The sequence below is a fragment of the Nocardioides imazamoxiresistens genome (assembly GCF_032378595.1).
GTDB classification, from domain to species: Bacteria; Actinomycetota; Actinomycetes; order Propionibacteriales; family Nocardioidaceae; genus Nocardioides; species Nocardioides imazamoxiresistens.
The window spans coordinates 229294-250853 of record NZ_JAVYII010000007.1; the positions used below are offsets into that span (position 1 = coordinate 229294).

Sequence of the window (21560 nt, forward strand, 5' to 3'; positions counted from 1 at the left end):
CCGCGCTCAGCCGAAGGCCTGGCCCGCGCCACGGTAGGTGGGGACCGTGTCCTCGACGGCGTGCCCGCGCACGAGGTGCACGCGGTCGGTGTGCTCGAACAGCTCGCCCGACTTGGCGTGGCGGAACCACACGAGGTCGCCGATCCGCAGGGCGGCCGCGCCCGGTCCGACGAGCGGCGTCTGCACCTCGCCCGCACCCTCCAGCCCGGTCAGGCGCAGGCCCGGCGGGGCCCACGGCTGGGGCGAGCGGTCGGGTCCCGCCGCGCCGGAGGCGGCGTACCCGCCGCCGTGCACGGTCGCGGTGCCGAACCGCGGCAGGCGGGTGACGGGCACGCCGACGTACGCGGCGGGGCGCGGCGTGAAGGACCGGTAGTGGTCGAAGAGGCCGGGCACGAGGAGGCCGGAGCCGGCGGCGACCTCGGTGACGGTGGGGTCGGCCGCGGTATCGGCCACGGAGCCCGACCCGCCGGCGTTGAAGAACTCGAGGTCGGCGAGCTCGGCGAGGGCGGCGGCGACCGCAGCCCGTCGCTCGACCAGCTGACCCAGGGAGGCCTGCTTGATCCGACGCACCGCGGCCATCCGCGGACCGCGCCCGGGCACGGCGTCGGCGACGCCGGCGACCTGTCCCTCGTAGGTCATCACCCCGACCAGGCGGAAGCCCGGGCGCGCGACGACGGCGCGGGCCAGCGTGCGTACCGCCTCGACGTCGCGCAGCGGCGAGCGCTGCGGACCCACGTGGAGCCCGCCGGGGCCGTGGAGCCCGGCGTCGACGTCGAGCGCCACCCGCACCGGCACCTCGCTCGACGAGCGGGCGGCGTCCACCACGTCGAGGTGGGCGACGTCGTCGACCATCAGCGTGACGGCGGCAGCGGCCGACCGGGAGGCGGTCAGCTCGCGCAGCGCGGCGGTGTCGACGGTGGGGTACGCGACCACCACGTCGTCGCTCACGCCCTCGCGGTGCAGCCACAGCGCCTCGGCGAGCGTGTAGCCGAGCACGCCCGCGAAGCCCGGGGTGGCGAGGGCGCGGCGCACGAGCTCGGGGACGCGCAGCGACTTCGAGGCGACGCGCAGCGGGGTGCCGGCGGCGCGCGCGACGAGGTCGGCGGCGTTGGCGTCGAAGGCGTCGAGGTCGACGACCGCGGTCGGCGTGGGCGCGGGGAGCGGCGCCACGGCCGCCGAGAGCCGGAAGGCCAGCCGGTGCCGCTCGGCCTGCTCGTCGACCCGGGCGCTGCGCGTGCTCATCGGGGGCTCACTCGATGCCGCGGCGTCGGAGGATGGCCTCGATGTCCGCGAGGTCGTCGTCGGCGGGCGCCTGCTTGCCACCCGGGCGCGCCGCGGCGGCGGGGGCCTGCTGCGGCCGCGTCGCCCGCTCGGCCTCCCGGCCGCCGGGTGCCGCCGCCCCGGCCGCCCCGCCTGCCCCGGGCGCGCCGACCGCGCCGGCCGGCGGCGTCGGGGCGGGTGCGGCGCGTCGCGGCGTGGTGCCGACGCCACGGCCGGCGAGCAGACCGCCGAGCAGGAAGAGCAGCACGCCGCCGCCGGCCAGCGCGATGCCCGTCCAGACCACGGGGGAGAGCACGACGCCGCTGGCCCAGTCCCCGACGTCGACGGCGATCTCGCCGGCGAGCTCGAGCGTCCCGGTGAGGTAGGCCGCCGGCGCCAGCAGGGTCAGGCCGGCCCCCCGCAGCGCCGAGGCGACGCCGCGCGAGCGGTAGGCGTACACCGTCCAGACGATCCCGAGAGCGGTGAGCACGGCGGCGAGGGCGAGCCAGGTTGCGTCCACGACGGCCACCCTATCCAGCCGCCGGGGCCGCCGGTCGGGCCTGCGATGATGGCGCGATGGACGACCGCTTCGCCGACCGCGTGATCCCCGACCCCGGGTTCTCCGGCGACGACGGTGCCGCGTCCGCGGACGTCGACGCCGCGCTGCGGGCGTACGAGGCCGGACAGGCCGGGCACCACGCCACGTTGGCGGTGCTGGCCGGGTCGCGCCTCCTGGTCCCGGTGGTCGCGGTGCTGGGCGAGGTCGAGTACGACGCGGCCGGCCTCGCCCACGACAAGTCGAGCGACATGGCCACGGTGCTGGTCACGGGCCGCGACGGGCGGCAGGCGCTGCTGGCCTTCACGGGCACGGAGAGCCTGACCCGCTGGCGCGCCGACGCCCGTCCGGTGCCGGTGGCGGCGTCACTGGCCGCCCGCTCGGCGGTCCAGGAGGGGGCCGCCGCCCTCGTGGTCGACATCGCCGGCCCGGTGCGCTTCGTGGTCTCCGGCGACGACCTCGCCGGGCTCGCGCGCGGGTGGCGGCTGAGCCGCGTGGGTGACGGGTACGCCTGGATTGGCGCCGAGGCGGAATAGTCCACTAGTCTCTCCCGTTGACCGATCCGTGGTGGATCGTGCGCCGTCCGGCGCGTGACCCGCCGCAGATCTCCAAGCGGAGACCAGCAGCACGATCGTCTCCCACCCGCACCGACCGCAGCGACGCCCGGCACGACCGGACGAGCACAGGTCGTCGGGTCCGGTCGAGCAGCACGGTCGTCGTCAGGCGGCCGGGCCGCTCGCGTCCACCGCGAGGTGGATGGCGACGATCGTCGCGACTGGCTTCCGCTGGAACTACGTCAGCGGGAGCCTTTTCTCGTCTCCGGGCCTTGTCGGGCCGGCGTCGGGCCGCGGTTCCCTCCGCCGCACCACAGGAGGACACATCAGCACCGAGCTGCGCATCAACGATCGGATCCGGGTCTCCGAGGTCCGACTTGTCGGTCCCAACGGCGAGACCGTCGGCATCGTCCCCACGGGCGACGCCCTTCGACTCGCGCAGGAAGCCGGCCTCGACCTCGTCGAGGTCGCGCCCATGGCGCGTCCGCCGGTCTGCAAGCTCATGGACTACGGCAAGTTCCGCTACGAGACCGCCCAGAAGGCTCGTGAGGCACGTCGGAACCAGTCCAACGTGATCATCAAGGAGATGAAGCTCCGGCCGAAGATCGACTCGCACGACTACGAGACCAAGAAGGGTCACGTGGTGCGGTTCCTCCGCGCGGGCGACAAGGTCAAGATCACGATCATGTTCCGTGGTCGCGAGCAGCACCGTCCCGAGCTGGGCCGGCGTCTGCTGCAGCGCCTGGCGGAGGACGTCGAGGAGCTGGGCTTCGTCGAGTCCGCGCCCAAGCAGGACGGCCGCAACATGATCATGGTCCTGGGGCCGCACAAGAAGAAGGCCGAGGCCAAGGCCGACGTCCAGGCGGCGAAGGACACCCGCGCCGCCGAGCGTGCCGCCGTCGAGGCCGAGGAGCGTGCCGAGCGCACCGCCGCGCACGAGCGCGGTCAGGTCGCGCAGAAGAAGGAGCGTGGCCGCTCGGAGAACCTCGATCCCGAGATCGAGGCCTGAGCCACCGGGCACCAGCCCCACCGCACGTACGACGACGCCCGCCACCCACCGGTGGCGGGCACCGAGAGAGAGTGATTCAGATGCCGAAGAACAAGTCGCACTCCGGCGCCGGCAAGCGTTTCCGGGTGACCGGCAGCGGCAAGATCCTGCGCGAGAAGGCGGGCAAGCGCCACAACCTCGAGAAGAAGCCCTCGAAGGTGACGCGCCGCATGACGGGCACGGTCGAGCTGGCCAAGGCCGACGTCCCGCGCGCGAAGAAGCTGCTGGGTCGCTGACCCTCCCACCCCGGTGGTCGAGCTGAGCGACCCCGTCCCGAACACCTGAGCAAGGAGCAATACCCATGGCACGCGTCAAGCGGGCAGTGAACGCCCAGAAGAAGCGCCGGACCACCCTCGAGCGCGCCAGCGGCTACCGCGGCCAGCGCTCGCGCCTCTACCGCAAGGCGAAGGAGCAGGTCACCCACTCGCTGGTCTACAGCTACAACGACCGGCGCAAGAACAAGGGCAACTTCCGTCGCCTCTGGATCCAGCGCATCAACGCCGCCGCGCGCGCTGAGGGCCTGACGTACAACCGCTTCATCCAGGGCCTCAACCTGGCCGGCATCGAGGTCGACCGCAAGGTCCTCGCCGAGCTGGCCGTGAACGACCCCAACGCGTTCAGCGCGCTCGTCGAGGCGGCTCGCGCCGCGCTCCCCGAGGACGTCAACGCCCCCAAGGTCTCGGCCTGACCAGCACGCCCCTCGCCGCCTCCAACCCCCGGGTCAAGGAGGCGCGACGGCTCAGCCGCCGCTCGGAACGCTTCGAGCGGCGGCTGTTCCTCGTCGACGGCCCGAAGGCCGTCGAGGGCGCCCTCGAGGTGCCCGGCCGCGTGCGCGAGGTCTTCGTGACCCCCGCGGCCGCCGAGCGGTACGCCGACGTCCTGGCCGCCACGCCCGACGACGTCCCGGTGCGCCTCGTCGACGAGCGCGCGCTCGCGACCCTGAGCGACGCGGTCGCGCCCGCCGGCGTCGTCGCCGTGTGCGAGCTCGTCGACGTCGACCTCGCCGACCTGCTCGAACCCGCCCCGCGCCTGCTCGCGCTGTGCGCCGACGTGCGCGACCCCGGCAACGCCGGCACCGTCGTGCGGTGCGCGGACGCCGCCGGGGCCGACGGGGTGGCCTTCCTCGGCCACGCGGTGGACCCGCACAACCCGAAGACCGTGCGCGCCAGCGTCGGCAGCGTCTTCCACCTCCCGCTGGCGCTCGAGACGGACGTCGCCGTCGGCGTGCGCGCCGTCCGCGACGCCGGCGTGCAGGTGCTCGCCGCCGACGGCGCCGGCGACGTCGACCTGTTCGAGGCGGAGGCGCGCGGCCTGCTCGCCGGCCCGACCGCCTGGCTGCTCGGCAACGAGGCCTGGGGCCTTCCGGACGAGGTCGCCGGCCTGGCCGACGCGGTCGTCCGCATCCCCATCCACGGCCGGGCCGAGAGCCTGAACCTCGCCACGGCCGCCGCGCTCTGCCTCTACGCCAGCGCCCGCGCCCAGCGCCTCGGGTGACCCGGCCCGGTCCCACGCCCTAGGGTCGGGGACGTGGACCCGCTGCCGGCCGACCTCCTCGACGCGCTGCCCGACGGCGTCGTGCTCGCCGACGCCGCCGGCCGGGTGAGCGGCGTCAACGCCGCCGCCGTCCGGCTGCTGGGCGGCTGCGTCCGCGACCACGTCGGCAGCCCGCTCGACGACGTCCTGCGCCTGCAGAACTCCGAGGGCTGCACCTGGACGGGCTACAACACGCCGTACGCGGGCCTGCGCAGCCGGGTGGGCGTGCCCGAGCAGTCCTGGCTGCTGCCCAGCGGCCTCGAGGTGCTGACCACCGCGCGGATCGAGCGGGACGCCGCGGGTGCCGTGGCGCGCGTGGCGGTGACGCTGCGCTCGGGCCGCGGCCGCGAGCGGCTGGACCGCGAGCGCTCCGACCTGGTGGCCACCGTCGCCCACGAGCTGCGCTCGCCGCTGACCGGCGTCAAGGGCTTCGTGCAGGCGATGCTGAACCGCTGGGAGGTGCTCTCCGACGAGCAGAAGCGCCTCATGCTGACCACCGTCAACGCCGACGCCGACCGGCTCAGCCGGCTGATCACCGAGCTCCTCGACGTCGCCCGCATCGACACGGGTCGGCTCGCGCTCTACCCCCGTCCCGTCGACGCGGCCACCATCGCGGCCCGGGTGGTCGCGTCCGTGGCGACGTCGACCTCGCGTCCGATCGCGCTCGACGCGGCCGAGGACCTGCCGCCGGCCCTTGCCGACCCCGACAAGCTCACGCAGGTGCTCACCAACCTGGTGGAGAACGGGGTGCGCCACGGCGACGGGACGGTGCGACTGAGCCTGGGGGTCGAGGGCGAGCAGCTCGTCCTCGGCGTGGAGGACGAGGGGAGCGGCATCCCCGAGGAGATCCGGCGCCGGGTGTTCACCAAGTTCTGGCACTTCGGCACCGCCGGGGGCTCGGGCCTCGGGCTCTACATCGTCAGCGGGCTCGTCGGCGCGCACGGCGGCACGGTGAGCATCGGCGAGACCGAGGCCGGGGGAGCCCTCCTGGTGGTGCGCTGGCCCGTGGCGACCAGCCCGCTCGGCGCCTGAGCGGAGCGGCCCGGTCGGGTCGGGCCGGGTCGGGTCGGGGGTCAGGAGAGATCGGGGATCTCGTCGAGGCTCTCGGACCACCGCCGCAGCAGCGCCACGAGCTGCTCGCGCTCGGTCGGGTCGAGCCCGGACACCAGCCGGTGCTCGTTGCGCACGTGCTCGGCGAAGGCGGCGTCGATCACGCGCCGCCCCGCCTCGCTCAGCGCCACCACGCGTCCGCGCCCGTCGACGCTGCTGCGCTCGCGGGCGACCAGCCCCGCGTCCTCGAGGCGGTCGAGCCGCTTGGTCATCGCCCCGGTGGTGACCATCGTGTGCTGCGCCAGCTCGCCGGGCGCCAGGGCGTACGGCGCCCCGGCGCGGCGCAGCGTCGCGAGCACGTCGAACTCGCCCTCGTTGAGGCCGTGGCGGCGGTAGACGGTGACGAGCTCGGCGCCGAGGCGGTCGGCCAGGCGGTGGAGGCGCCCGACGAGCGCCTGCGGCCCGACGTCGAGGTCGGGCCGTTCCCGACGCCACTGCTGCTGGATGTGGTCGACGCGGTCCTCGGTCATGCGCCGGAATATATCTTCCGTGGAAGATATTGGGACCGTCATGAGACGTCCCGACCTGCAGGCGGCCCTCGTCACGGCGGTGGCGCCGGTGGCCTGGGGCAGCACGTACTACGTCACGCGACAGTTCCTGCCCGCCGACGCGCCCCTGTGGGGGGCCGCGGTCCGCGCGGTGCCGGCCGGGCTCGTGCTCCTCGCGGTCGCCCGGGCGCTGCCGCGGGGGAGCTGGTGGTGGCGCGCGGGCGTGCTCGGCGTGCTGAACGTGGGTGTCTTCTTCCTGCTGGTCTACGTCGCCGCGCAGCGCCTGCCCTCCAGCATCGCCGCGGTGGTGATGGCCGCGGCGCCGCTGGTGATGGCCGCGATGGCCTGGGCGCTGCACGGCGACCGGCCGCGCGCTCGCGCGGTGGCCGCGGCCGTCGTCGGTCTCGTCGGCGTCGTGCTGGTCGTGGAGGGCGCCCGGGGCGAGGTCGACGCGCTGGGGCTCGGTGCGTCCCTCGCCGCGCTGCTCAGCTCCAGCCTGGGGTTCGTGCTGGCCCGGCGCTGGTCGGCCGTGCACCCGGTGCCCGTCGTCGCGTCGACGGCCTGGCAGCTGCTCGCCGGCGGTGGTGCGCTGGTCGTCGTGGCCGCGGTCGCCGACGGGGCGCCGCCCGTGCCGAGCGCGGTGGAGGCGGCGGCCTTCGCGTACGTCTCCCTGGTCGCGACCGCGCTCGCGTTCGTCTGCTGGTTCGTCGGCCTGGCGCGGCTCGACGTGGCCTCGGTCGGTGTCGTCGGCCTGCTCAACCCGGTCACCGGGGTGCTCCTGGGCACGCTGCTGGCGGCCGAGCACCTGTCGCTCCCGCAGCTGGTCGGCGTCGCCGTGGTGCTCGGCGCGGTCGCGGTGGCGACCGGCCGCTCGGGGCGCGCCGCGGGACCGCGAGCCGAAACCGGTTCGTCGGTGGCGACGGGTGCTTCCTAGACTGTGCCGCGGTCGGCGGGTTCCCGCCGCGCCGTCTGAGTCAGTCCACGCGGAAAGGCCACGATGTCCGGCCCCAACAGCTCGTACGACCCCGTCGAGGTCACCCCGTTGAAGGCCGAGGAGGTCGACGCGATGACCACGGCGGCCCTGGCCGCCATCGCGGAGGCGCCCGACCTCGAGGCGCTCAAGGTGGTGCGCATCGAGCACACCGGTGACCGCTCGCCGCTCGCCCTCGCGAACCGGGAGATCGGCGCGCTGCCGCCGCAGGCCCGCAAGGACGCCGGTCAGCGGGTCGGTCGCGCGCGCGGCCAGGTCGCGAAGGCCCTCGAGGCGCGGGCCGCGGTGCTCGAGGCCGAGCACGAGGCGCGGATCCTGGTCGAGGAGGCCGTGGACGTGACCGTCGCGGTCGACCGGCGCCCGCGCGGTGCCCGCCACCCCCTGACCACCGGTGCCGAGCGGATCGCCGACGTGTTCGTGGCGATGGGCTGGGAGATCGCCGAGGGTCCCGTGATCGAGGCCGAGTGGCTCAACTTCGACGCGCTCAACCTGGGTCCGGACCACCCGGCGCGCACGATGCAGGACACCTTCTGGACCGAGCCGGCCGAGAACCACGTCGTGCTGCGCACGCACACCTCGCCCGTCCAGGCGCGCGCCATGCTCACGCGTACGCCCCCGATCTACGTCGCGTGCCCGGGCCGGGTCTTCCGCACCGACGAGTACGACGCGACCCACTCGCCGATGTTCCACCAGGTCGAGGGGATCGCGATCGACGAGGGCATCACGATGGCCCACCTGAAGGGCACCCTCGACCACTTCGCCGCCGCCATGTTCGGCGAGGGCATCTCGACGCGCTTCCGGCCCTCGTTCTTCCCCTTCACCGAGCCGAGCGCCGAGGTCGACCTCGTCTGCTTCGTGTGCCGTGGCTCGGCCGTCGGCGCCGACGGTGCGACCTGCCGCACCTGTCGCGGCGAGGGCTGGATCGAGTGGGGCGGCTGCGGCGTGATGAACCCGCGGGTGCTCGTCGCCTGCGGCGTCGACCCCGAGCGCTACACGGGCTTCGCGTTCGGCATGGGCATCGACCGCACGCTGATGTTCCGCCACGGGGTGGAGGACCTGCGTGGGTTCTTCGAGGGCGACGTCCGCTTCACCACCGCTTTCGGAACGGAGATCTGAGATGAAGGCACCTGTCTCCTGGATCCGCGAGCACGTGGACCTGCCCGCCGAGGTGACGACGGTCGACCTCGCTCGCCGGCTCACCGACCTCGGTCTCAAGCTCGAGGCGATCGAGCGGCCCGGCCACGACATCACCGGCCCGCTGGTCGTCGGGCGCGTGCTCACCAAGGACCCCGAGCCGCAGAAGAACGGCAAGACCATCAACTGGTGCACCGTCGACGTCGGAGCGGCCAACGGCACCGGCGAGCCCCAGGGCATCGTCTGCGGGGCCCACAACTTCGAGCCCGGCGACCTCGTCGTCGTCGTGCTGCCGGGCGGGGTGCTGCCCGGCGGCTTCGCGATCTCCGCTCGCAAGACCTACGGGCACCTCTCGGCCGGGATGATCTGCTCGGCCGCCGAGCTCGGCCTGCCCGCCGGCTTCGGCGGGTCCGCCGACGGCATCGTCGTGCTGGCCCCGGACGCCGGCGCTCCCGGCGACGACGCCTTCGCGCTGCTGGGGCTGCGCGACGAGGTCATCGAGTTCGAGATCAACCCCGACCGGGCGTACGCGCTGTCCCTGCGCGGCGTGGCCCGGGAGTCGGCGCTGGCCTTCGACGCCGCGTTCCACGACCCGACCGAGCGGGACGTCCCGCCCGCCGACGACCAGGGCCACCCCGTCGTCGTCGACGACCCCGACGGGTGCCCGGTCTTCGTGGCCCGCACCGTGTCCGGCTTCGACCCCACCGCGCCCACGCCCGACTGGATGGCGCGCCGCATCCAGCTGGCCGGCATGCGCCCGATCTCCCTCGCGGTGGACGTCACCAACTACGTGATGCTCGAGGCGGGCCGCCCGATCCACGGCTACGACGCGGACAAGGTCGCCGGCGCCCTGCGCGTGCGGCGCGCGAGCGCGGGCGAGCGGCTCACCACCCTCGACGGCACGGCGCGCACGCTGAGCCCCGAGGACCTCGTCGTCACCGACGACTCCGGGATCATCGGTCTCGGCGGGGTCATGGGCGGCGAGACGACGGAGATGTCGTCGACGACCACGCGGGTGCTGGTCGAGGCGGCCCACTGGGACGCCGTCGCGATGTTCCGCACGGGACGGCGCCACAAGATCACCTCCGAGGCGGGCAAGCGCAACGAGCGCGGGGTGGACCCGACGATCTGCGAGGCCGCTGCCGACCGCGTCGTCGAGCTGCTCGTGGCCCACGGCGGCGGCACGGCCGAGCCCGGCGTGACCGTCGTCGGCACGCCGCCGGCCCCGGTGACGGTGCGTCTCGCGGCCGACCTCCCGGCCCGGGTCTCGGGTGTCGACATCGACGCGGCCACGACGCGCCGCCACCTCGCGGCGGTGGGCTGCACGGTCCGCGACGGCGGCGGGAGCGACGACGGGGCCGACGAGGCCACCCTCGAGGTCGTCGTGCCGCCGTGGCGCCCCGACCTCACCGACCCCTTCGACATGGTCGAGGAGGTGGTGCGGGTGGTCGGCTACGACGCCGTCCCCTCCGTGCTGCCCACCCCCGCCGCGGGCCGCGGTCTGACCCGCGACCAGCGCCTGCGCCGGCGCGTGGGTCGCGTCCTCGCCGGGGCCGGGCTCGTCGAGGTCGTGAGCTTCCCGTTCACGGGGGACGCGATGCTCGACGCCCTCGAGGTGCCGTCCGACGACGAGCGTCGCCGCACGGTGCGCCTGGCGAACCCGCTGTCGGCCCAGGAGCCCAGCTACACGACCACGCTGCTGACGGGCACGCTCACGGCCGCCGCCCGCAACACGGGCCGGGGTCTGCCGGGCGTGGCGCTGTTCGAGACCGGCGCAGTGGCGTTCGCCTCCGACGTGCCGGCGCCGCTGCTCGGGGTGGACCGCCGCCCGACCGACGAGGAGCTCGCCGCGCTGCTGGCTGCCGTGCCGCGCCAGCCGCTGCACCTGACCCTGGTCCTGGGCGGCGTGCTCGAGGCCGGCGGCTGGTGGGGCGCCGCCCGTGACGCCGGCTGGGCCGACGTCCTCGGGCTGGTCCGCGTCCTGGCCGACGAGCTGGGCGTCGAGCTCCGGGTCGCGGCGGACGAGCTGGCCCCGTGGCACCCCGGCCGCTGCGCCCGCGTGAGCGTGGTCGTCGACGGCGAGGAGCAGCCGCTGGGCCACGCCGGCGAGCTCCACCCGCGCATCGCCGCGCGCCTCGACCTGCCCGCGCGCACCTCCGTGGCGGAGCTGGACCTGGACGTGCTGTTCGCCGCGGCGCCGGAGACGGTGCGGGCGCCGCGGTTCTCGGCGTACCCCGTCGCCAAGGAGGACGTCGCGCTCCTCGTCGACGCATCCGTCCCGGCCGGCGAGGTCGAGGCGGCGCTGCGCGAGGGGGCCGGCGAGCTGCTGGAGTCGCTGCGGCTCTTCGACGTCTACACCGGCGCCGGGGTCCAGGAGGGGCACAAGTCGCTCGCCTTCGCCTTGCGGTTCCGTGCCGCCGACCGCACCCTCGGCGAGGGCGAGGCCGCGGCTGCGCGCGACGCCGCCGTCGCCCTGGCGGGGGAGCGGACAGGCGCCGTGCTGCGCGGCTGACCGCCGGCGCGACGGCGCGCGGGGAATGGATTCGACCCGTCATGCATGACCCTGTATGGTCATTCACATGTCGTCTTCCTTCTCCGTCGCCGTCGCCGGAGCGAGCGGGTACGCCGGTGGCGAGGTCCTCCGGCTGCTCCTCGCGCACCCGGACGTCCGCATCGGCGCCCTGACCGGCGGGTCCAACGCGGGCCAGCTGCTCGGCACCCTGCAGCCGCACCTCGTCCCGCTCGCGGACCGCGTGCTCGAGGAGACCTCGGCGGAGACCCTCGCGGGCCACGACGTGGTCTTCCTCGGCCTGCCGCACGGCCAGTCCGCGCCCATCGCCGAGGCCCTCGACGACGACACCGTGGTGATCGACTGCGGCGCGGACTTCCGCCTCGTCGACGGCGCCGACTGGGAGAAGTTCTACGGCTCGGCCCACGCCGGCACGTGGCCCTACGGGCTTCCCGAGCTGGCGGGCCAGCGGGCGCAGCTGCAGGGTGCGCGCCGGATCGCCGTGCCCGGCTGCTACCCGACGGTCTCGACCCTGACGCTGGCGCCGGCCGTCGCGGCGGGCCTCGTCACCGGCGACCTCACCGTGGTCGCCGCCTCGGGCACCTCGGGCGCGGGCAAGGCCCCGAAGCCGCACCTGCTCGGCAGCGAGGTGATGGGCAACGCGAGCGCCTACGGCGTCGGCGGCGTCCACCGCCACACCCCCGAGATCCGCCAGAACCTGGGTCGGCTGGGCGACGCGGAGCTGCGGGTCGGCTTCACGCCTCTGCTGGTGCCCATGGCGCGCGGCATCCTCGCGACCTGCACCGCGCCGCTGACCGGACCGCTCACGGAGGAGGAGGCCCACCGGGTCTACTCCGAGGCGTACGCCGACGAGCCGTTCGTGCACGTCCTGCCGCGCGGCACGTGGCCCGCCACGCAGTCGGTCCTCGGCTCGAACGCCGTCCACGTCCAGGTGACCGTCGACGAGACCGCCGGCCGGCTGGTCGCCGTCGGCGCGGTCGACAACCTGGCCAAGGGCACCGGCGGCGCCGCCGTCCAGTGCATGAACCTGGCCCTCGGTCTCGACGAGACCACCGGCCTGTCCACCGTGGGGCTCGCACCGTGAGCGCCGAGGAGCAGCAGGAGACGCCCGTGCAGCAGCCCGACGACACCACCGACACCGCGAGCGCCGCCGCGACCGACGACATCGAGCTGGACCTCGAGTCCCGCACGTACACCATCGCGCGGTTCCCCGAGAAGCTGGCGCTGGTACGCCTGGGGCCCGGCGCCGACATCCCCACCTGGGCGGAGTCGTCGTCGGTGTTCTCGATCACCGCGACGGCGACCGAGACGGCCGTGCTCTGCGCGGGCCGCAACGTCCCCACGAAGGCGCGCGGCATCAAGCCGCTGGTCGGGTTCCAGGTGCCCGGGCCGATCGACTTCGCGGACGGCGCCACCGTGCTCGTGGCGCTGCTGGCGCCCCTCGTGGAGGCCGGGATCCCGGCCACGACGGCCACCACGGTCGACGGGCGCTGGGTGATCGTGCGTGCGGAGGACTCCTCCCAGGCCGAGAAGGCCTGGAAGCGACGAGGCCACGAGGTCGCCGCCGCCGTCCCCGCCCCCTGAGCTCCCGAGCCCGTCCCCAGAAGGAACCCCCATGACCATCACCGCCCCCGCCGGCTTCCGGGCCGCCGGCGTCCCCGCCGGCCTGAAGAGCACCGGCGCCAAGGACCTCGCGCTCGTCGTCAACGACGGCCCGCGCTTCGACTCGGCCTCGGTGTTCACGTCGAACCGCTGCAAGGCCAACCCCGTCCTGTGGAGCCAGGAGGTCGTCAAGGACGGCACCGTGCGCGCCGTCGTGCTCAACTCGGGCGGCGCCAACTGCTACACGGGCGCGGAGGGCTTCCAGACCACCCACGCCGTGGCCGAGCGCGTCGCCGAGCGCGTCGGCATCGGCGCGGTCGACGTGGTCGTCTGCTCGACCGGCCTGATCGGGCTGGCCAACCCCCGGGAGAACCTGCTCGCGGGCGTCGACGCCGCGCACGCGGCGCTGGCCGCCGACGGTGGCGAGCAGGCCGCCGAGGCGATCATGACCACCGACTCGGTCCACAAGCAGGTCGTCGTCGAGGGCGCCGGCTGGTCCGTCGGCGGGATGGCCAAGGGCGCCGGGATGCTGGCCCCCCAGCTGGCGACCATGCTCGTCGTGCTCACGACGGACGCCGTCGTGGACGCCGCCGACCTCGACGTCGCGCTGCGCGCGGCGACGCGGGTGAGCTTCGACCGCCTCGACTCCGACGGCTGCATGTCGACGAACGACACCGTCACCGTGCTGGCCAGCGGTGCCAGCGGCATCACGCCGACGCTCGAGGACTTCACGGCCGCGCTGACCCAGGCGTGCACGGACCTCGCGATGCAGCTGCTCAAGGACGCCGAGGGCGCCGACCACGAGATCGCGATCACCGTCCTCAACGCCGCCAACGAGGACGACGCCGTCGAGGTCGGGCGCAGCGTCGCCCGCTCGAACCTCTTCAAGGCCGCCGTCTTCGGCAAGGACCCGAACTGGGGCCGCGTGCTGGCCAGCATCGGCACGACGGACGCCGCGTTCGACCCGGCGGACCTCGACGTCGCGATGAACGGAGTGTGGGTCTGCCGCGCGTCGACGCCCGCCGAGGACCCGGCCGGCGTCGACCTGGAGGCCCGCGAGGTCAGCGTGACGATCGACCTGAAGGCGGGGGAGGACCGCGCGACCGTGTGGACCAACGACCTCACGCACGCCTACGTCCACGAGAACAGCGCGTACTCGTCGTGACCGGCCCCGACCAGCTCCCCGAGCCCGCGCAGGAGATCTCCGTGAGCGACGACGTCCACTACAAGCCCGCGGTCGACACGGCCAAGGCGGCGACGCTGGCCGCGGCCCTGCCGTGGCTGAAGTCGTACAACGGCAAGATCATCGTCATCAAGTACGGCGGCAACGCCATGACCGACGACGTCCTCAAGCAGGCGTTCGCGGAGGACATCGCGTTCCTGCGCTACGCCGGCTTCAGGCCCGTCGTCGTGCACGGCGGCGGCCCGCAGATCAGCCAGATGCTCTCGCGCCTGGACATCAGCTCGGAGTTCCGCGGCGGCCTGCGGGTCACCACCCCCGAGGCGATGGACGTCGTGCGGATGGTGCTCGTCGGGCAGGTGCAGCGCGAGCTCGTCGGCCTGCTGAACTCCCACGGGCCGATCGCCGTCGGGCTGTCCGGCGAGGACGCCGGCCTGTTCACCGCGGTGCCGGCCACGACCGTCGTCGACGGCGAGGAGGTCGACCTGGGCCTCGTCGGGGAGGTCTCCCACGTGCGACCCGAGGCGGTGCTCGACCTCGTGGAGGCCGGCCGCGTCCCGGTGATCTCCAGCGTGGCGCCGGACGAGGACGGCGTCGTGCACAACGTCAACGCCGACACCGCCGCTGCGGCCCTGGCCGTCGCGCTGGACGCCGAGAAGCTGCTGGTCCTGACCGACGTCGAGGGCCTCTACCGCGACTGGCCGAACAGCCCGGACCTGATCGGCGAGATCAGCCCCGAGGCGCTGGCCGAGATGCTGCCCAGCCTGGCCAGCGGGATGGTCCCGAAGATGACCGCCTGCCTGCGCGCCGTCCAGGACGGCGTGCCGCGCGCCACGGTCGTCGACGGCCGCGAGCCGCACGCCGTGCTGCTCGAGATCTTCACCGACGAGGGGATCGGCACCCAGGTGCTGCCCGGGGTGCCGACCAAGATCCGCACCGCCCGGGTGGCGCCGCAGCCGAAGGAGGACGCATGAGCGAGAGCACCACCGGTGCCTGGGGGGCGCGGTACTCCGACGCCCTGATGAACACCTTCGGCCCGCCGAAGACCACGCTGGTGCGCGGCAGCGGCGCGCGCGTCGTGGACGCGGACGGCAAGGAGTACGTCGACCTGCTCGGCGGCATCGCCGTCAACACGCTCGGCCACGCCCACCCCGCGCTCGTGCGGGCCGTGGCCGACCAGGCCGCCGCGCTCGTGCACGTGTCGAACTTCTTCGCCACGCCGCCGCAGGTCCGTCTCGCGGAGCTGCTGCTGCAGCTGCTCGGCACCGACGGGCGCGTGTTCTTCGCGAACTCGGGCACCGAGGCGAACGAGGCCGCGTTCAAGCTGACGCGGCGCACGGGGCGCACGCGGGTGGTGGTCGCCGAGGGCGGCTTCCACGGCCGCACCATGGGTGCGCTGGCGCTGACGTCGAAGGAGGCGTACCGCTCCCCGTTCGAGCCGCTGCCCGGGGACGTCGTCTTCGTGCCCTACGGCGACGCCGAGGCCCTCGCGGCCGCGGTCGACACGTCGGTGGCCGCGGTGCTGCTCGAGCCGGTGCAGGGCGAGGCCGGGGTCGTCGTCCCGCCGGCCGACTACCTGGTACGCGCGCAGCAGGTCGCCCACGACGCGGGTGCGCTGCTGTGGCTCGACGAGGTCCAGACCGGGATCGGGCGCACGGGCACGTGGTTCGCCCACCAGAACCCGGCGATCGTCGACGGCACCGTGGTGCCCGACATCGTCACGCTGGCCAAGGGGCTGGCGGGCGGCGTGCCGATCGGCGCGTGCATCGCCACGGGCGGCAGCGGCAAGCTGTTCGACCCGGGCAACCACGGCACGACGTTCGGCGGCAACCCGCTGGCGGCGGCCGCCGCCCTCGCGGTGCTCGACACGATCGAGAACGACGGTCTGCTGGCCCACTCGGTCGCCCTCGGCGAGCGGCTGCGCGGCGTGCTGGGCGCGGACCCGCGCGTCACGGCCGTGCGCGGCACCGGCCTCATGGTCGGCATCGACATCTCGGTCGCGGTCGCGCCCGACGTCGTCGTCGCCGGCCAGGACGCCGGGTTCATCCTCAACGCCACGGGCCCCGACCGGCTGCGGTTCGTGCCGCCGCTGGTGCTGACCGAGCGCGACGTGGACGACCTCGCGGCGGCCTGGGCCGGCATCCTCGACGCGGCCTACGCCGCGGCCGCCGACGGGGCGGACGCGTGAGCGCCGGGGTGGGCCCCGTGCGGCACCTGCTGCGCGACGACGACCTCTCGCCCGCGGAGCAGGCCGAGGTGCTGCGCCTCGCGGCCGACTACAAGGCCGCGCCGTACGCCGCGAAGCCGCTCGCCGGCCCGCGCACGGTCGCGATGATCTTCGACAAGCAGACCCTGCGCACGCAGGCGTCCTTCGCCGCGGGCATCGCGGAGCTGGGCGGGCACCCGCTGGCGATCGACGGCAAGCTCGCCGCCATCGGGGAGCGCGAGTCGGTCGCGGACGTCGCCCGGGTGCTGGGGCGCCAGGCGAGCGCGATCGTGTGGCGGACCTACGAGCAGGACAAGCTGGCGGAGATGGCGCAGTGGTCCGGCGTGCCGGTCGTCAACGCCCTGACGGACGACTTCCACCCGTGCCAGCTGCTCGCCGACCTCCTGACGATCCAGGAGGCGAAGGGCCGGCTGGAGGGCCTGACGGTCGCCTTCCTCGGCGACGCCGCCTGCAACATGGGCAACTCCTGGGCGATCGCCGGGGCCATGGCCGGGATGGACGTCGTCTTCGGAGCGCCGCAGGGCCACTGGCCGGCGACCGCGGTCCGCGAGCTGGTCGACGCCGCCTCGTGGTCCGGCTCGGTCCGCACGCTCGACGACCCGGTCGAGGCCGTGCGCGGCGCCGACGTGGTGGTCACCGACACCTGGGTCTCGATGGGCAAGGAGTCCGAGGCGGCGGAGCGCGAGCGGATCTTCGGTCCCTTCGCGGTCACCGAGGAGCTGCTGGCGCACGCGGACCCGGACGCGGTCGTGCTGCACTGCCTGCCGGCGTACCGCGGCAAGGAGATCAGCGCCGACGTCCTGGAGGGCCCGCGCTCGCTGGTCTGGGACGAGGCGGAGAACCGTCGCCACGTGCAGAAGGCGCTGCTGGCCTTCCTCATGCAGCGCTCCCGCGTGCTCGACGCGGACGTCCGGGTCTGACATGAGCGAGTCCGCCCTCACCCCGCTGACGAAGAGCGCGCGCCAGCGCCGGATCGTCGAGCTGCTCGAGCAGCACGAGGTCCGGTCCCAGCCCGAGCTGGCCGAGCTCCTCGCCGCCCGGGGCGTGCACGTCACCCAGGCCACGCTGAGCCGCGACCTCGTCGAGATCGACGCGGTCAAGGTGCGGGTGCGCTCCGGCGCCATGGTCTACGCGGTGCCGGCCGAGGGCGGGGACCGGACCCCGACGCACCTGCGGGAGACGGCCTCGTCGGGGGCGCGGCTCGCGAAGCTGTGCGCCGAGCTGCTGGTCAGCGCGGAGGCGGCGGGCAACCTCGTGGTGCTGCGGACGCCCCCGGGCGCCGCGCAGTACCTCGCGAACGCCGTCGACAAGGCGGACCCCGCGGGCGTGCTCGGCACGATCGCGGGGGACGACACGGTGCTGGTGATCGGCCGCGACCCCGCGCGCGGCGACGAGCTGGCCCGACGATTCACGGCGCTGGCCGACGGTCACGCGGGCGGGTAGGAGCCCGATCTCCCCGCGTGCGCCCGGCCCGCGCCGTGCCCCACACTCTGCTGCGGAGACCGCAGCCCATCTCGAGACGTAAGGAAGACATCACACGTGAGCAAGGTCCTGACCTCCCTGCCGGCCGGCGAGCGCGTCGGCATCGCCTTCTCCGGCGGGCTGGACACCTCGGTGGCCGTGGCCTGGATGCGCGAGAAGGGTGCGGTCCCCTGCACCTACACCGCCGACATCGGCCAGTACGACGAGCCCGACATCGCCGGGGTGCCCGGCCGCGCCATGGCCTACGGCGCGGAGCTCTCGCGCCTCGTGGACTGCAAGTCGTCGCTGGTCGAGGAGGGCCTCGCGGCCCTGGCCTGCGGTGCGTTCCACATCCGCTCGGCCGGGCGGGCGTACTTCAACACCACCCCGCTGGGCCGCGCGGTCACCGGCACCCTGCTCGTGCGCGCCATGCACGAGGACGGCGTCGACATCTGGGGCGACGGCTCCACGTTCAAGGGCAACGACATCGAGCGGTTCTACCGCTACGGCCTGCTGGCGAACCCGGACCTGCGGATCTACAAGCCGTGGCTGGACGCCGACTTCGTCACCGAGCTCGGCGGCCGCGCCGAGATGAGCGAGTGGCTCGTCGAGCGGTCGCTGCCCTACCGCGACAGCACCGAGAAGGCGTACTCCACCGACGCCAACATCTGGGGCGCCACGCACGAGGCGAAGACGCTCGAGCACCTCGACGTCTCCCTGGAGACGGTCGAGCCGATCATGGGCGTGAAGTTCTGGGACCCGAGCGTCGAGATCCCGACGGAGGACGTGACGATCGCGTTCGAGGAGGGGCGTCCGGTCGCGATCGACGGCCGTCGCTTCGACGACCCGGTGGCGCTCGTGCACGAGGCCAACCTCATCGGCGGTCGCCACGGCCTCGGCATGTCCGACCAGATCGAGAACCGCATCATCGAGGCGAAGTCGCGCGGCATCTACGAGGCGCCGGCGCTGGCGCTGCTGTGGATCGCCTACGAGCGCCTGCTCAACGCGGTGCACAACGAGGACACGGTCGCGCAGTACCACAACGAGGGCCGCAAGCTCGGCCGGCTGCTCTACGAGGGCCGCTGGCTCGACCCGCAGGCCCTGATGATCCGCGAGTCGATCCAGCGCTGGATCGCCTCGCTGGTCACGGGCGAGGTCACGCTGCGCCTGCGCCGGGGCGAGGACTACACGATCCTGCGCACCGCCGGGCCCGCGTTCTCCTACCACCCGGACAAGCTGTCGATGGAGCGCACGGAGAACGCCGCGTTCGGCCCGAACGACCGCATCGGCCAGCTGACGATGCGCAACCTCGACATCGCCGACTCGCGCTGGAAGCTGGAGGCGTACGCGGCGCAGCCCCTCGACCAGGGCCAGGTCCTCGTCGAGAACGGCACGCTCTTCGGCGAGATCGAGACCGGGGGCGCCGACCGGATCACGGAGAACCCGGCGCTCGAGGGCGCCGAGGGCGAGGCGCTCGACGCCGCCGCCATGGAGTTCGGGACCGACTGAGCATGGCCGAGGACGGGACCAGCGACGTGTCCAAGGACGGGGCGACCAACACGGGCAAGCTCTGGGGCGGTCGGTTCGCCGGCGGCCCCAGCCCGGAGCTGGAGGCGCTGTCGCGCTCGACGCACTTCGACTGGCGGCTCACGCCCTACGACCTCGCGGGGTCGCGGGCGCACGCCGGCGCGTTGCACCGCGCCGGTCTGCTGAGCGACGCCGACCACGGCGAGCTGCTGCGCGGGCTCGACGTGCTGGGGGAGCGGTACGCCAGTGGCGACCTCGCCCCGGACCCCTCGGACGAGGACGTCCACGGTGCCCTCGAGCGGCTGCTGCTCGCCGAGGTCGGTCCGGACGTCGGTGGGCGGCTGCGGGCCGGGCGCTCCCGCAACGACCAGATCGCCACGCTGTTCAAGATGTTCCTGCGCGACCACGCCCGCGTGGTCGCGGGCCAGGTCCTCGACCTGGTCGGTGCGCTGGCCGACCAGGCCCAGCAGCACCTGGGCGCGATCATGCCGGGGCGCACGCACCTGCAGCACGCGCAGCCGGTGCTGGTGAGCCACCACCTGCTCGCCCACGCCTGGGCGCTGCTGCGCGACGTCGACCGGCTGGCCGACTGGGACGCGCGCGTGGCGGCGGACTCGCCGTACGGCGCGGGGGCGCTCGCGGGCTCCAGCCTGGGGCTCGACCCGCGGGGGGTCGCAGCCGAGCTGGGGTTCACCGGCTCCAGCGCCAACTCCATCGACGGCACGGCCTCGCGGGACTTCGTCGCCGAGCTCGCCTTCGTCGGCGCGATGATCGGCGTGGACGTCAGCCGCCTCGCGGAGGAGGTCATCCTCTGGTCGACGGCCGAGTTCCGCTTCGTGCGGCTGCACGACTCGTGGTCGACGGGGTCGAGCATCATGCCGCAGAAGAAGAACCCCGACATCGCCGAGCTGGCGCGGGGCAAGGCCGGGCGCCTGATCGGGGACCTCGCCGGTCTGATGGCCACCCTCAAGGCCCTGCCGCTCGCGTACAACCGCGACCTGCAGGAGGACAAGGAGCCGGTGTTCGACACCGTCGACACCCTCGAGGTCCTGCTGCCCGCGTTCAGCGGGATGGTCGCCACGCTGACCTTCGACACCGACCGGATGGCGGAGCTGGCCCCCCAGGGGTTCTCGCTGGCCACCGACGTGGCGGAGTGGCTGGTGCGGGAGGGGGTGCCCTTCCGCGTCGCCCACGAGGTCGCGGGGGAGTGCGTACGCCGGTGCGAGGCCGCCGGCATCGACCTGCCCGACCTCACGGACGCCGATCTGGCCGACATCCACCCCGCCCTGCACGCCGGGGTGCGCGAGGTGCTCACCGTGGAGGGCTCGGTCGCGTCGCGCGACGGCGTCGGCGGGACCGCTCCGGTGCGCGTGGCCGAGCAGCTGGACGCCGCCCGGGCCCGTGCGGCCGAGCTGCGTGCACGCCTGGCCTGAGACCGGGTACCGAGGAGCCGTGACCACCAGCGGCCTGCGCGACGAGCTGACCCAGCCCGTCGAGCAGGCCGCTGTCGCGTTGCTGGGGTGCGCGGTCGTCGCGGGCCCGGTGCGGGTGCGGATCACCGAGGTCGAGGCGTACGACGGCGAGACCGACCCCGCCTCGCACGCGTGGCGGGGACCGACGGACCGCAACCGCACCATGTTCGGTCCGGCCGGGCACGCGTACGTCTACCTGTCCTACGGGATGCACCACTGCCTCAACGTGGTCGCGGGCCACGAGGGCCACGGGTGCGGGGTGCTCCTGCGAGCCGGCGAGGTGGTGGCCGGCCACGACGTGGTCGGCCGGGTACGCCCGGAGGTCCCGCCGCAGCGGTGGGCACGGGGACCGGGCCTGCTCACCCGCTGCCTGGGGGTCGACCGGTCGTTCGACGGCACCGACCTGCTCGCAGGGACCGGGCCCCTGCGGCTCGAACGGCACGACACGCCCGACCCCGAAATGATTCTGGCGGGCCCGCGCGTGGGCGTCGGACGCGAGCAGGAGCGGCCCTGGAGGTTCTTCCTGGCGGGCGATCCGACCGTCTCGAGCTACCGCCGGCAGACGCCGAGGCGACGCACAAGCTCCTGACCTGGGGAAACACCCTCCGTTCACGTCCGATTTGCACGGCGTGGAGAACGTCCCCTAATGTTCTTCCTGTCGCCGCGAGCGGCTCCCACAGACCGGGTCGAAAGACCGGGCCAGTGGCGCGCCAGGAGCAGCGACAGGAACGAGCAAGGCGGGTTTGACACGGTCAACCTGAACCGGTAAGTTTCTGCGGGTTGCCCCGAGGGGCCTGGAGAGATCCGGACCAAGCGGTGCGCGTGTGATTCTTGAGAACTCAACAGTGTGTCATATAAGTCGACGGATTAGTTTGTTTGTTTTTGCC

The 21560-nt window shown here is 74.1% G+C and carries 22 protein-coding genes; 19 read left to right on the forward strand and 3 right to left on the reverse strand.

Annotated features, from left to right (window positions below; translation table 11 throughout):
* Nucleotides 1–6: 6 nt before the first annotated feature.
* A complete protein-coding gene (locus RDV89_RS16395; RefSeq protein WP_315734633.1) occupies nt 7–1242 on the reverse strand; it encodes an alanine racemase in 1236 nt (411 codons plus the stop codon).
* A gap of 7 nt (nt 1243–1249) precedes the next feature.
* Entirely contained in the window at nt 1250–1780 is a 531-nt protein-coding gene (locus tag RDV89_RS16400) for a hypothetical protein (protein ID WP_315734635.1), read from the reverse strand.
* Between the two features lie 56 nt (nt 1781–1836).
* On the opposite strand from RDV89_RS16400, the gene RDV89_RS16405 reads away from it, so the two are divergent.
* The 6 genes from RDV89_RS16405 to RDV89_RS16430 all read left to right on the forward strand — a co-directional run bounded on the left by RDV89_RS16405 (nt 1837) and on the right by RDV89_RS16430 (nt 5983).
* Complete coding sequence (locus RDV89_RS16405) at nt 1837–2352, forward strand: SseB family protein (protein WP_315734637.1); 516 nt, start codon at nt 1837–1839, stop codon at nt 2350–2352.
* A 220-nt stretch (nt 2353–2572) separates the two neighbouring features.
* On the forward strand, nt 2573–3379 hold the full coding sequence (infC, locus tag RDV89_RS16410) for a translation initiation factor IF-3 (protein ID WP_315734639.1): 807 nt from the start codon (nt 2573–2575) through the stop codon (nt 3377–3379).
* A gap of 80 nt (nt 3380–3459) precedes the next feature.
* A complete protein-coding gene (gene rpmI / locus RDV89_RS16415; RefSeq protein WP_292603475.1) occupies nt 3460–3654 on the forward strand; it encodes a 50S ribosomal protein L35 in 195 nt (64 codons plus the stop codon).
* A 65-nt stretch (nt 3655–3719) separates the two neighbouring features.
* The gene (gene rplT, locus RDV89_RS16420; protein ID WP_315734643.1) at nt 3720–4106 is read left to right on the forward strand and encodes a 50S ribosomal protein L20; all 387 of its coding nucleotides are present in this window, start codon (nt 3720–3722) and stop codon (nt 4104–4106) included.
* Entirely contained in the window at nt 4103–4912 is an 810-nt protein-coding gene (locus RDV89_RS16425; protein WP_438823293.1) for a TrmH family RNA methyltransferase, read from the forward strand. Before rplT ends, RDV89_RS16425 begins: the two co-directional genes overlap by 4 nt.
* Nucleotides 4913–4945: 33 nt before the next feature.
* Nucleotides 4946–5983: a sensor histidine kinase gene (locus tag RDV89_RS16430; RefSeq protein ID WP_315734645.1), complete on the forward strand. Its 1038-nt coding sequence runs from the start codon at nt 4946–4948 to the stop codon at nt 5981–5983.
* 41 nt (nt 5984–6024) lie between these two features.
* On the opposite strand, the gene RDV89_RS16435 is transcribed toward RDV89_RS16430, so the two are convergent.
* Nucleotides 6025–6531 carry a MarR family winged helix-turn-helix transcriptional regulator gene (locus RDV89_RS16435; protein WP_315734647.1) on the reverse strand — a complete coding sequence of 169 codons (507 nt, stop codon included), beginning with the start codon at nt 6529–6531 and terminating at the stop codon, nt 6025–6027.
* 40 nt (nt 6532–6571) lie between these two features.
* Between RDV89_RS16435 and RDV89_RS16440 the strand changes: the two genes are divergently transcribed.
* From RDV89_RS16440 to RDV89_RS16500, 13 genes are all read left to right on the forward strand, one after another.
* A complete protein-coding gene (locus RDV89_RS16440; RefSeq protein WP_315734649.1) occupies nt 6572–7483 on the forward strand; it encodes an EamA family transporter in 912 nt (303 codons plus the stop codon).
* A 63-nt stretch (nt 7484–7546) separates the two neighbouring features.
* The gene (gene pheS, locus RDV89_RS16445; protein WP_315734651.1) at nt 7547–8656 is read left to right on the forward strand and encodes a phenylalanine--tRNA ligase subunit alpha; all 1110 of its coding nucleotides are present in this window, start codon (nt 7547–7549) and stop codon (nt 8654–8656) included.
* A 1-nt stretch (nt 8657) separates the two neighbouring features.
* Nucleotides 8658–11186: a phenylalanine--tRNA ligase subunit beta gene (pheT, locus tag RDV89_RS16450; RefSeq protein WP_315734653.1), complete on the forward strand. Its 2529-nt coding sequence runs from the start codon at nt 8658–8660 to the stop codon at nt 11184–11186.
* A 67-nt stretch (nt 11187–11253) separates the two neighbouring features.
* Nucleotides 11254–12288 carry an N-acetyl-gamma-glutamyl-phosphate reductase gene (gene argC, locus RDV89_RS16455; RefSeq protein WP_315734655.1) on the forward strand — a complete coding sequence of 345 codons (1035 nt, stop codon included), beginning with the start codon at nt 11254–11256 and terminating at the stop codon, nt 12286–12288.
* Nucleotides 12285–12788 carry a hypothetical protein gene (locus RDV89_RS16460; protein ID WP_315734657.1) on the forward strand — a complete coding sequence of 168 codons (504 nt, stop codon included), beginning with the start codon at nt 12285–12287 and terminating at the stop codon, nt 12786–12788. The genes argC and RDV89_RS16460 overlap by 4 nt, the downstream gene beginning before the upstream one ends.
* Nucleotides 12789–12819: 31 nt before the next feature.
* Entirely contained in the window at nt 12820–13971 is a 1152-nt protein-coding gene (gene argJ, locus RDV89_RS16465; RefSeq protein ID WP_315734659.1) for a bifunctional glutamate N-acetyltransferase/amino-acid acetyltransferase ArgJ, read from the forward strand.
* A 41-nt stretch (nt 13972–14012) separates the two neighbouring features.
* Nucleotides 14013–14960, forward strand: a complete 948-nt coding sequence (gene argB, locus RDV89_RS16470) for an acetylglutamate kinase (protein ID WP_315734661.1) — start codon at nt 14013–14015, stop codon at nt 14958–14960.
* Complete coding sequence (locus RDV89_RS16475; RefSeq protein ID WP_315734663.1) at nt 14957–16174, forward strand: acetylornithine transaminase; 1218 nt, start codon at nt 14957–14959, stop codon at nt 16172–16174. The genes argB and RDV89_RS16475 overlap by 4 nt, the downstream gene beginning before the upstream one ends.
* Complete coding sequence (gene argF, locus RDV89_RS16480; RefSeq protein ID WP_315734665.1) at nt 16171–17133, forward strand: ornithine carbamoyltransferase; 963 nt, start codon at nt 16171–16173, stop codon at nt 17131–17133. Before RDV89_RS16475 ends, argF begins: the two co-directional genes overlap by 4 nt.
* A gap of 1 nt (nt 17134) precedes the next feature.
* Nucleotides 17135–17656, forward strand: coding sequence for an arginine repressor (locus tag RDV89_RS16485; RefSeq protein WP_315734667.1), 522 nt, complete (start codon nt 17135–17137; stop codon nt 17654–17656).
* A gap of 96 nt (nt 17657–17752) precedes the next feature.
* Nucleotides 17753–19183 (forward strand): argininosuccinate synthase, encoded by a 1431-nt coding sequence (gene argG / locus RDV89_RS16490; RefSeq protein WP_315734669.1) that lies wholly within the window; start codon nt 17753–17755, stop codon nt 19181–19183.
* A gap of 2 nt (nt 19184–19185) precedes the next feature.
* Nucleotides 19186–20634, forward strand: coding sequence for an argininosuccinate lyase (argH, locus tag RDV89_RS16495; RefSeq protein ID WP_315734671.1), 1449 nt, complete (start codon nt 19186–19188; stop codon nt 20632–20634).
* Nucleotides 20635–20653: 19 nt separating this feature from the next.
* The gene (locus RDV89_RS16500) at nt 20654–21262 is read left to right on the forward strand and encodes a DNA-3-methyladenine glycosylase (RefSeq protein WP_315734673.1); all 609 of its coding nucleotides are present in this window, start codon (nt 20654–20656) and stop codon (nt 21260–21262) included.
* The last annotated feature ends 298 nt before the right edge of the window (nt 21263–21560 follow it).

Excerpts from the sequence above, each read along its gene's own strand:
- RDV89_RS16395 (WP_315734633.1), bottom strand. The coding sequence starts at position 1,242 with ATGAGCACGCGCAGCGCCCGGGTCGACGAGCAGGCCGAGCGGCACCGG.
- rpmI (WP_292603475.1), top strand. The coding sequence starts at position 3,460 with ATGCCGAAGAACAAGTCGCACTCCGGCGCCGGCAAGCGTTTCCGGGTG.
- RDV89_RS16435 (WP_315734647.1), bottom strand. The coding sequence starts at position 6,531 with ATGACCGAGGACCGCGTCGACCACATCCAGCAGCAGTGGCGTCGGGAA.
- argH (WP_315734671.1), top strand. The coding sequence starts at position 19,186 with ATGGCCGAGGACGGGACCAGCGACGTGTCCAAGGACGGGGCGACCAAC.
- RDV89_RS16485 (WP_315734667.1), top strand. The coding sequence starts at position 17,135 with ATGAGCGAGTCCGCCCTCACCCCGCTGACGAAGAGCGCGCGCCAGCGC.
- pheT (WP_315734653.1), top strand. The coding sequence starts at position 8,658 with ATGAAGGCACCTGTCTCCTGGATCCGCGAGCACGTGGACCTGCCCGCC.
- pheS (WP_315734651.1), top strand. The coding sequence starts at position 7,547 with ATGTCCGGCCCCAACAGCTCGTACGACCCCGTCGAGGTCACCCCGTTG.
- argC (WP_315734655.1), top strand. The coding sequence starts at position 11,254 with ATGTCGTCTTCCTTCTCCGTCGCCGTCGCCGGAGCGAGCGGGTACGCC.
- RDV89_RS16475 (WP_315734663.1), top strand. The coding sequence starts at position 14,957 with ATGAGCGAGAGCACCACCGGTGCCTGGGGGGCGCGGTACTCCGACGCC.
- argJ (WP_315734659.1), top strand. The coding sequence starts at position 12,820 with ATGACCATCACCGCCCCCGCCGGCTTCCGGGCCGCCGGCGTCCCCGCC.
- RDV89_RS16440 (WP_315734649.1), top strand. The coding sequence starts at position 6,572 with ATGAGACGTCCCGACCTGCAGGCGGCCCTCGTCACGGCGGTGGCGCCG.
- RDV89_RS16405 (WP_315734637.1), top strand. The coding sequence starts at position 1,837 with ATGGACGACCGCTTCGCCGACCGCGTGATCCCCGACCCCGGGTTCTCC.
- infC (WP_315734639.1), top strand. The coding sequence starts at position 2,573 with ATGGCGACGATCGTCGCGACTGGCTTCCGCTGGAACTACGTCAGCGGG.
- rplT (WP_315734643.1), top strand. The coding sequence starts at position 3,720 with ATGGCACGCGTCAAGCGGGCAGTGAACGCCCAGAAGAAGCGCCGGACC.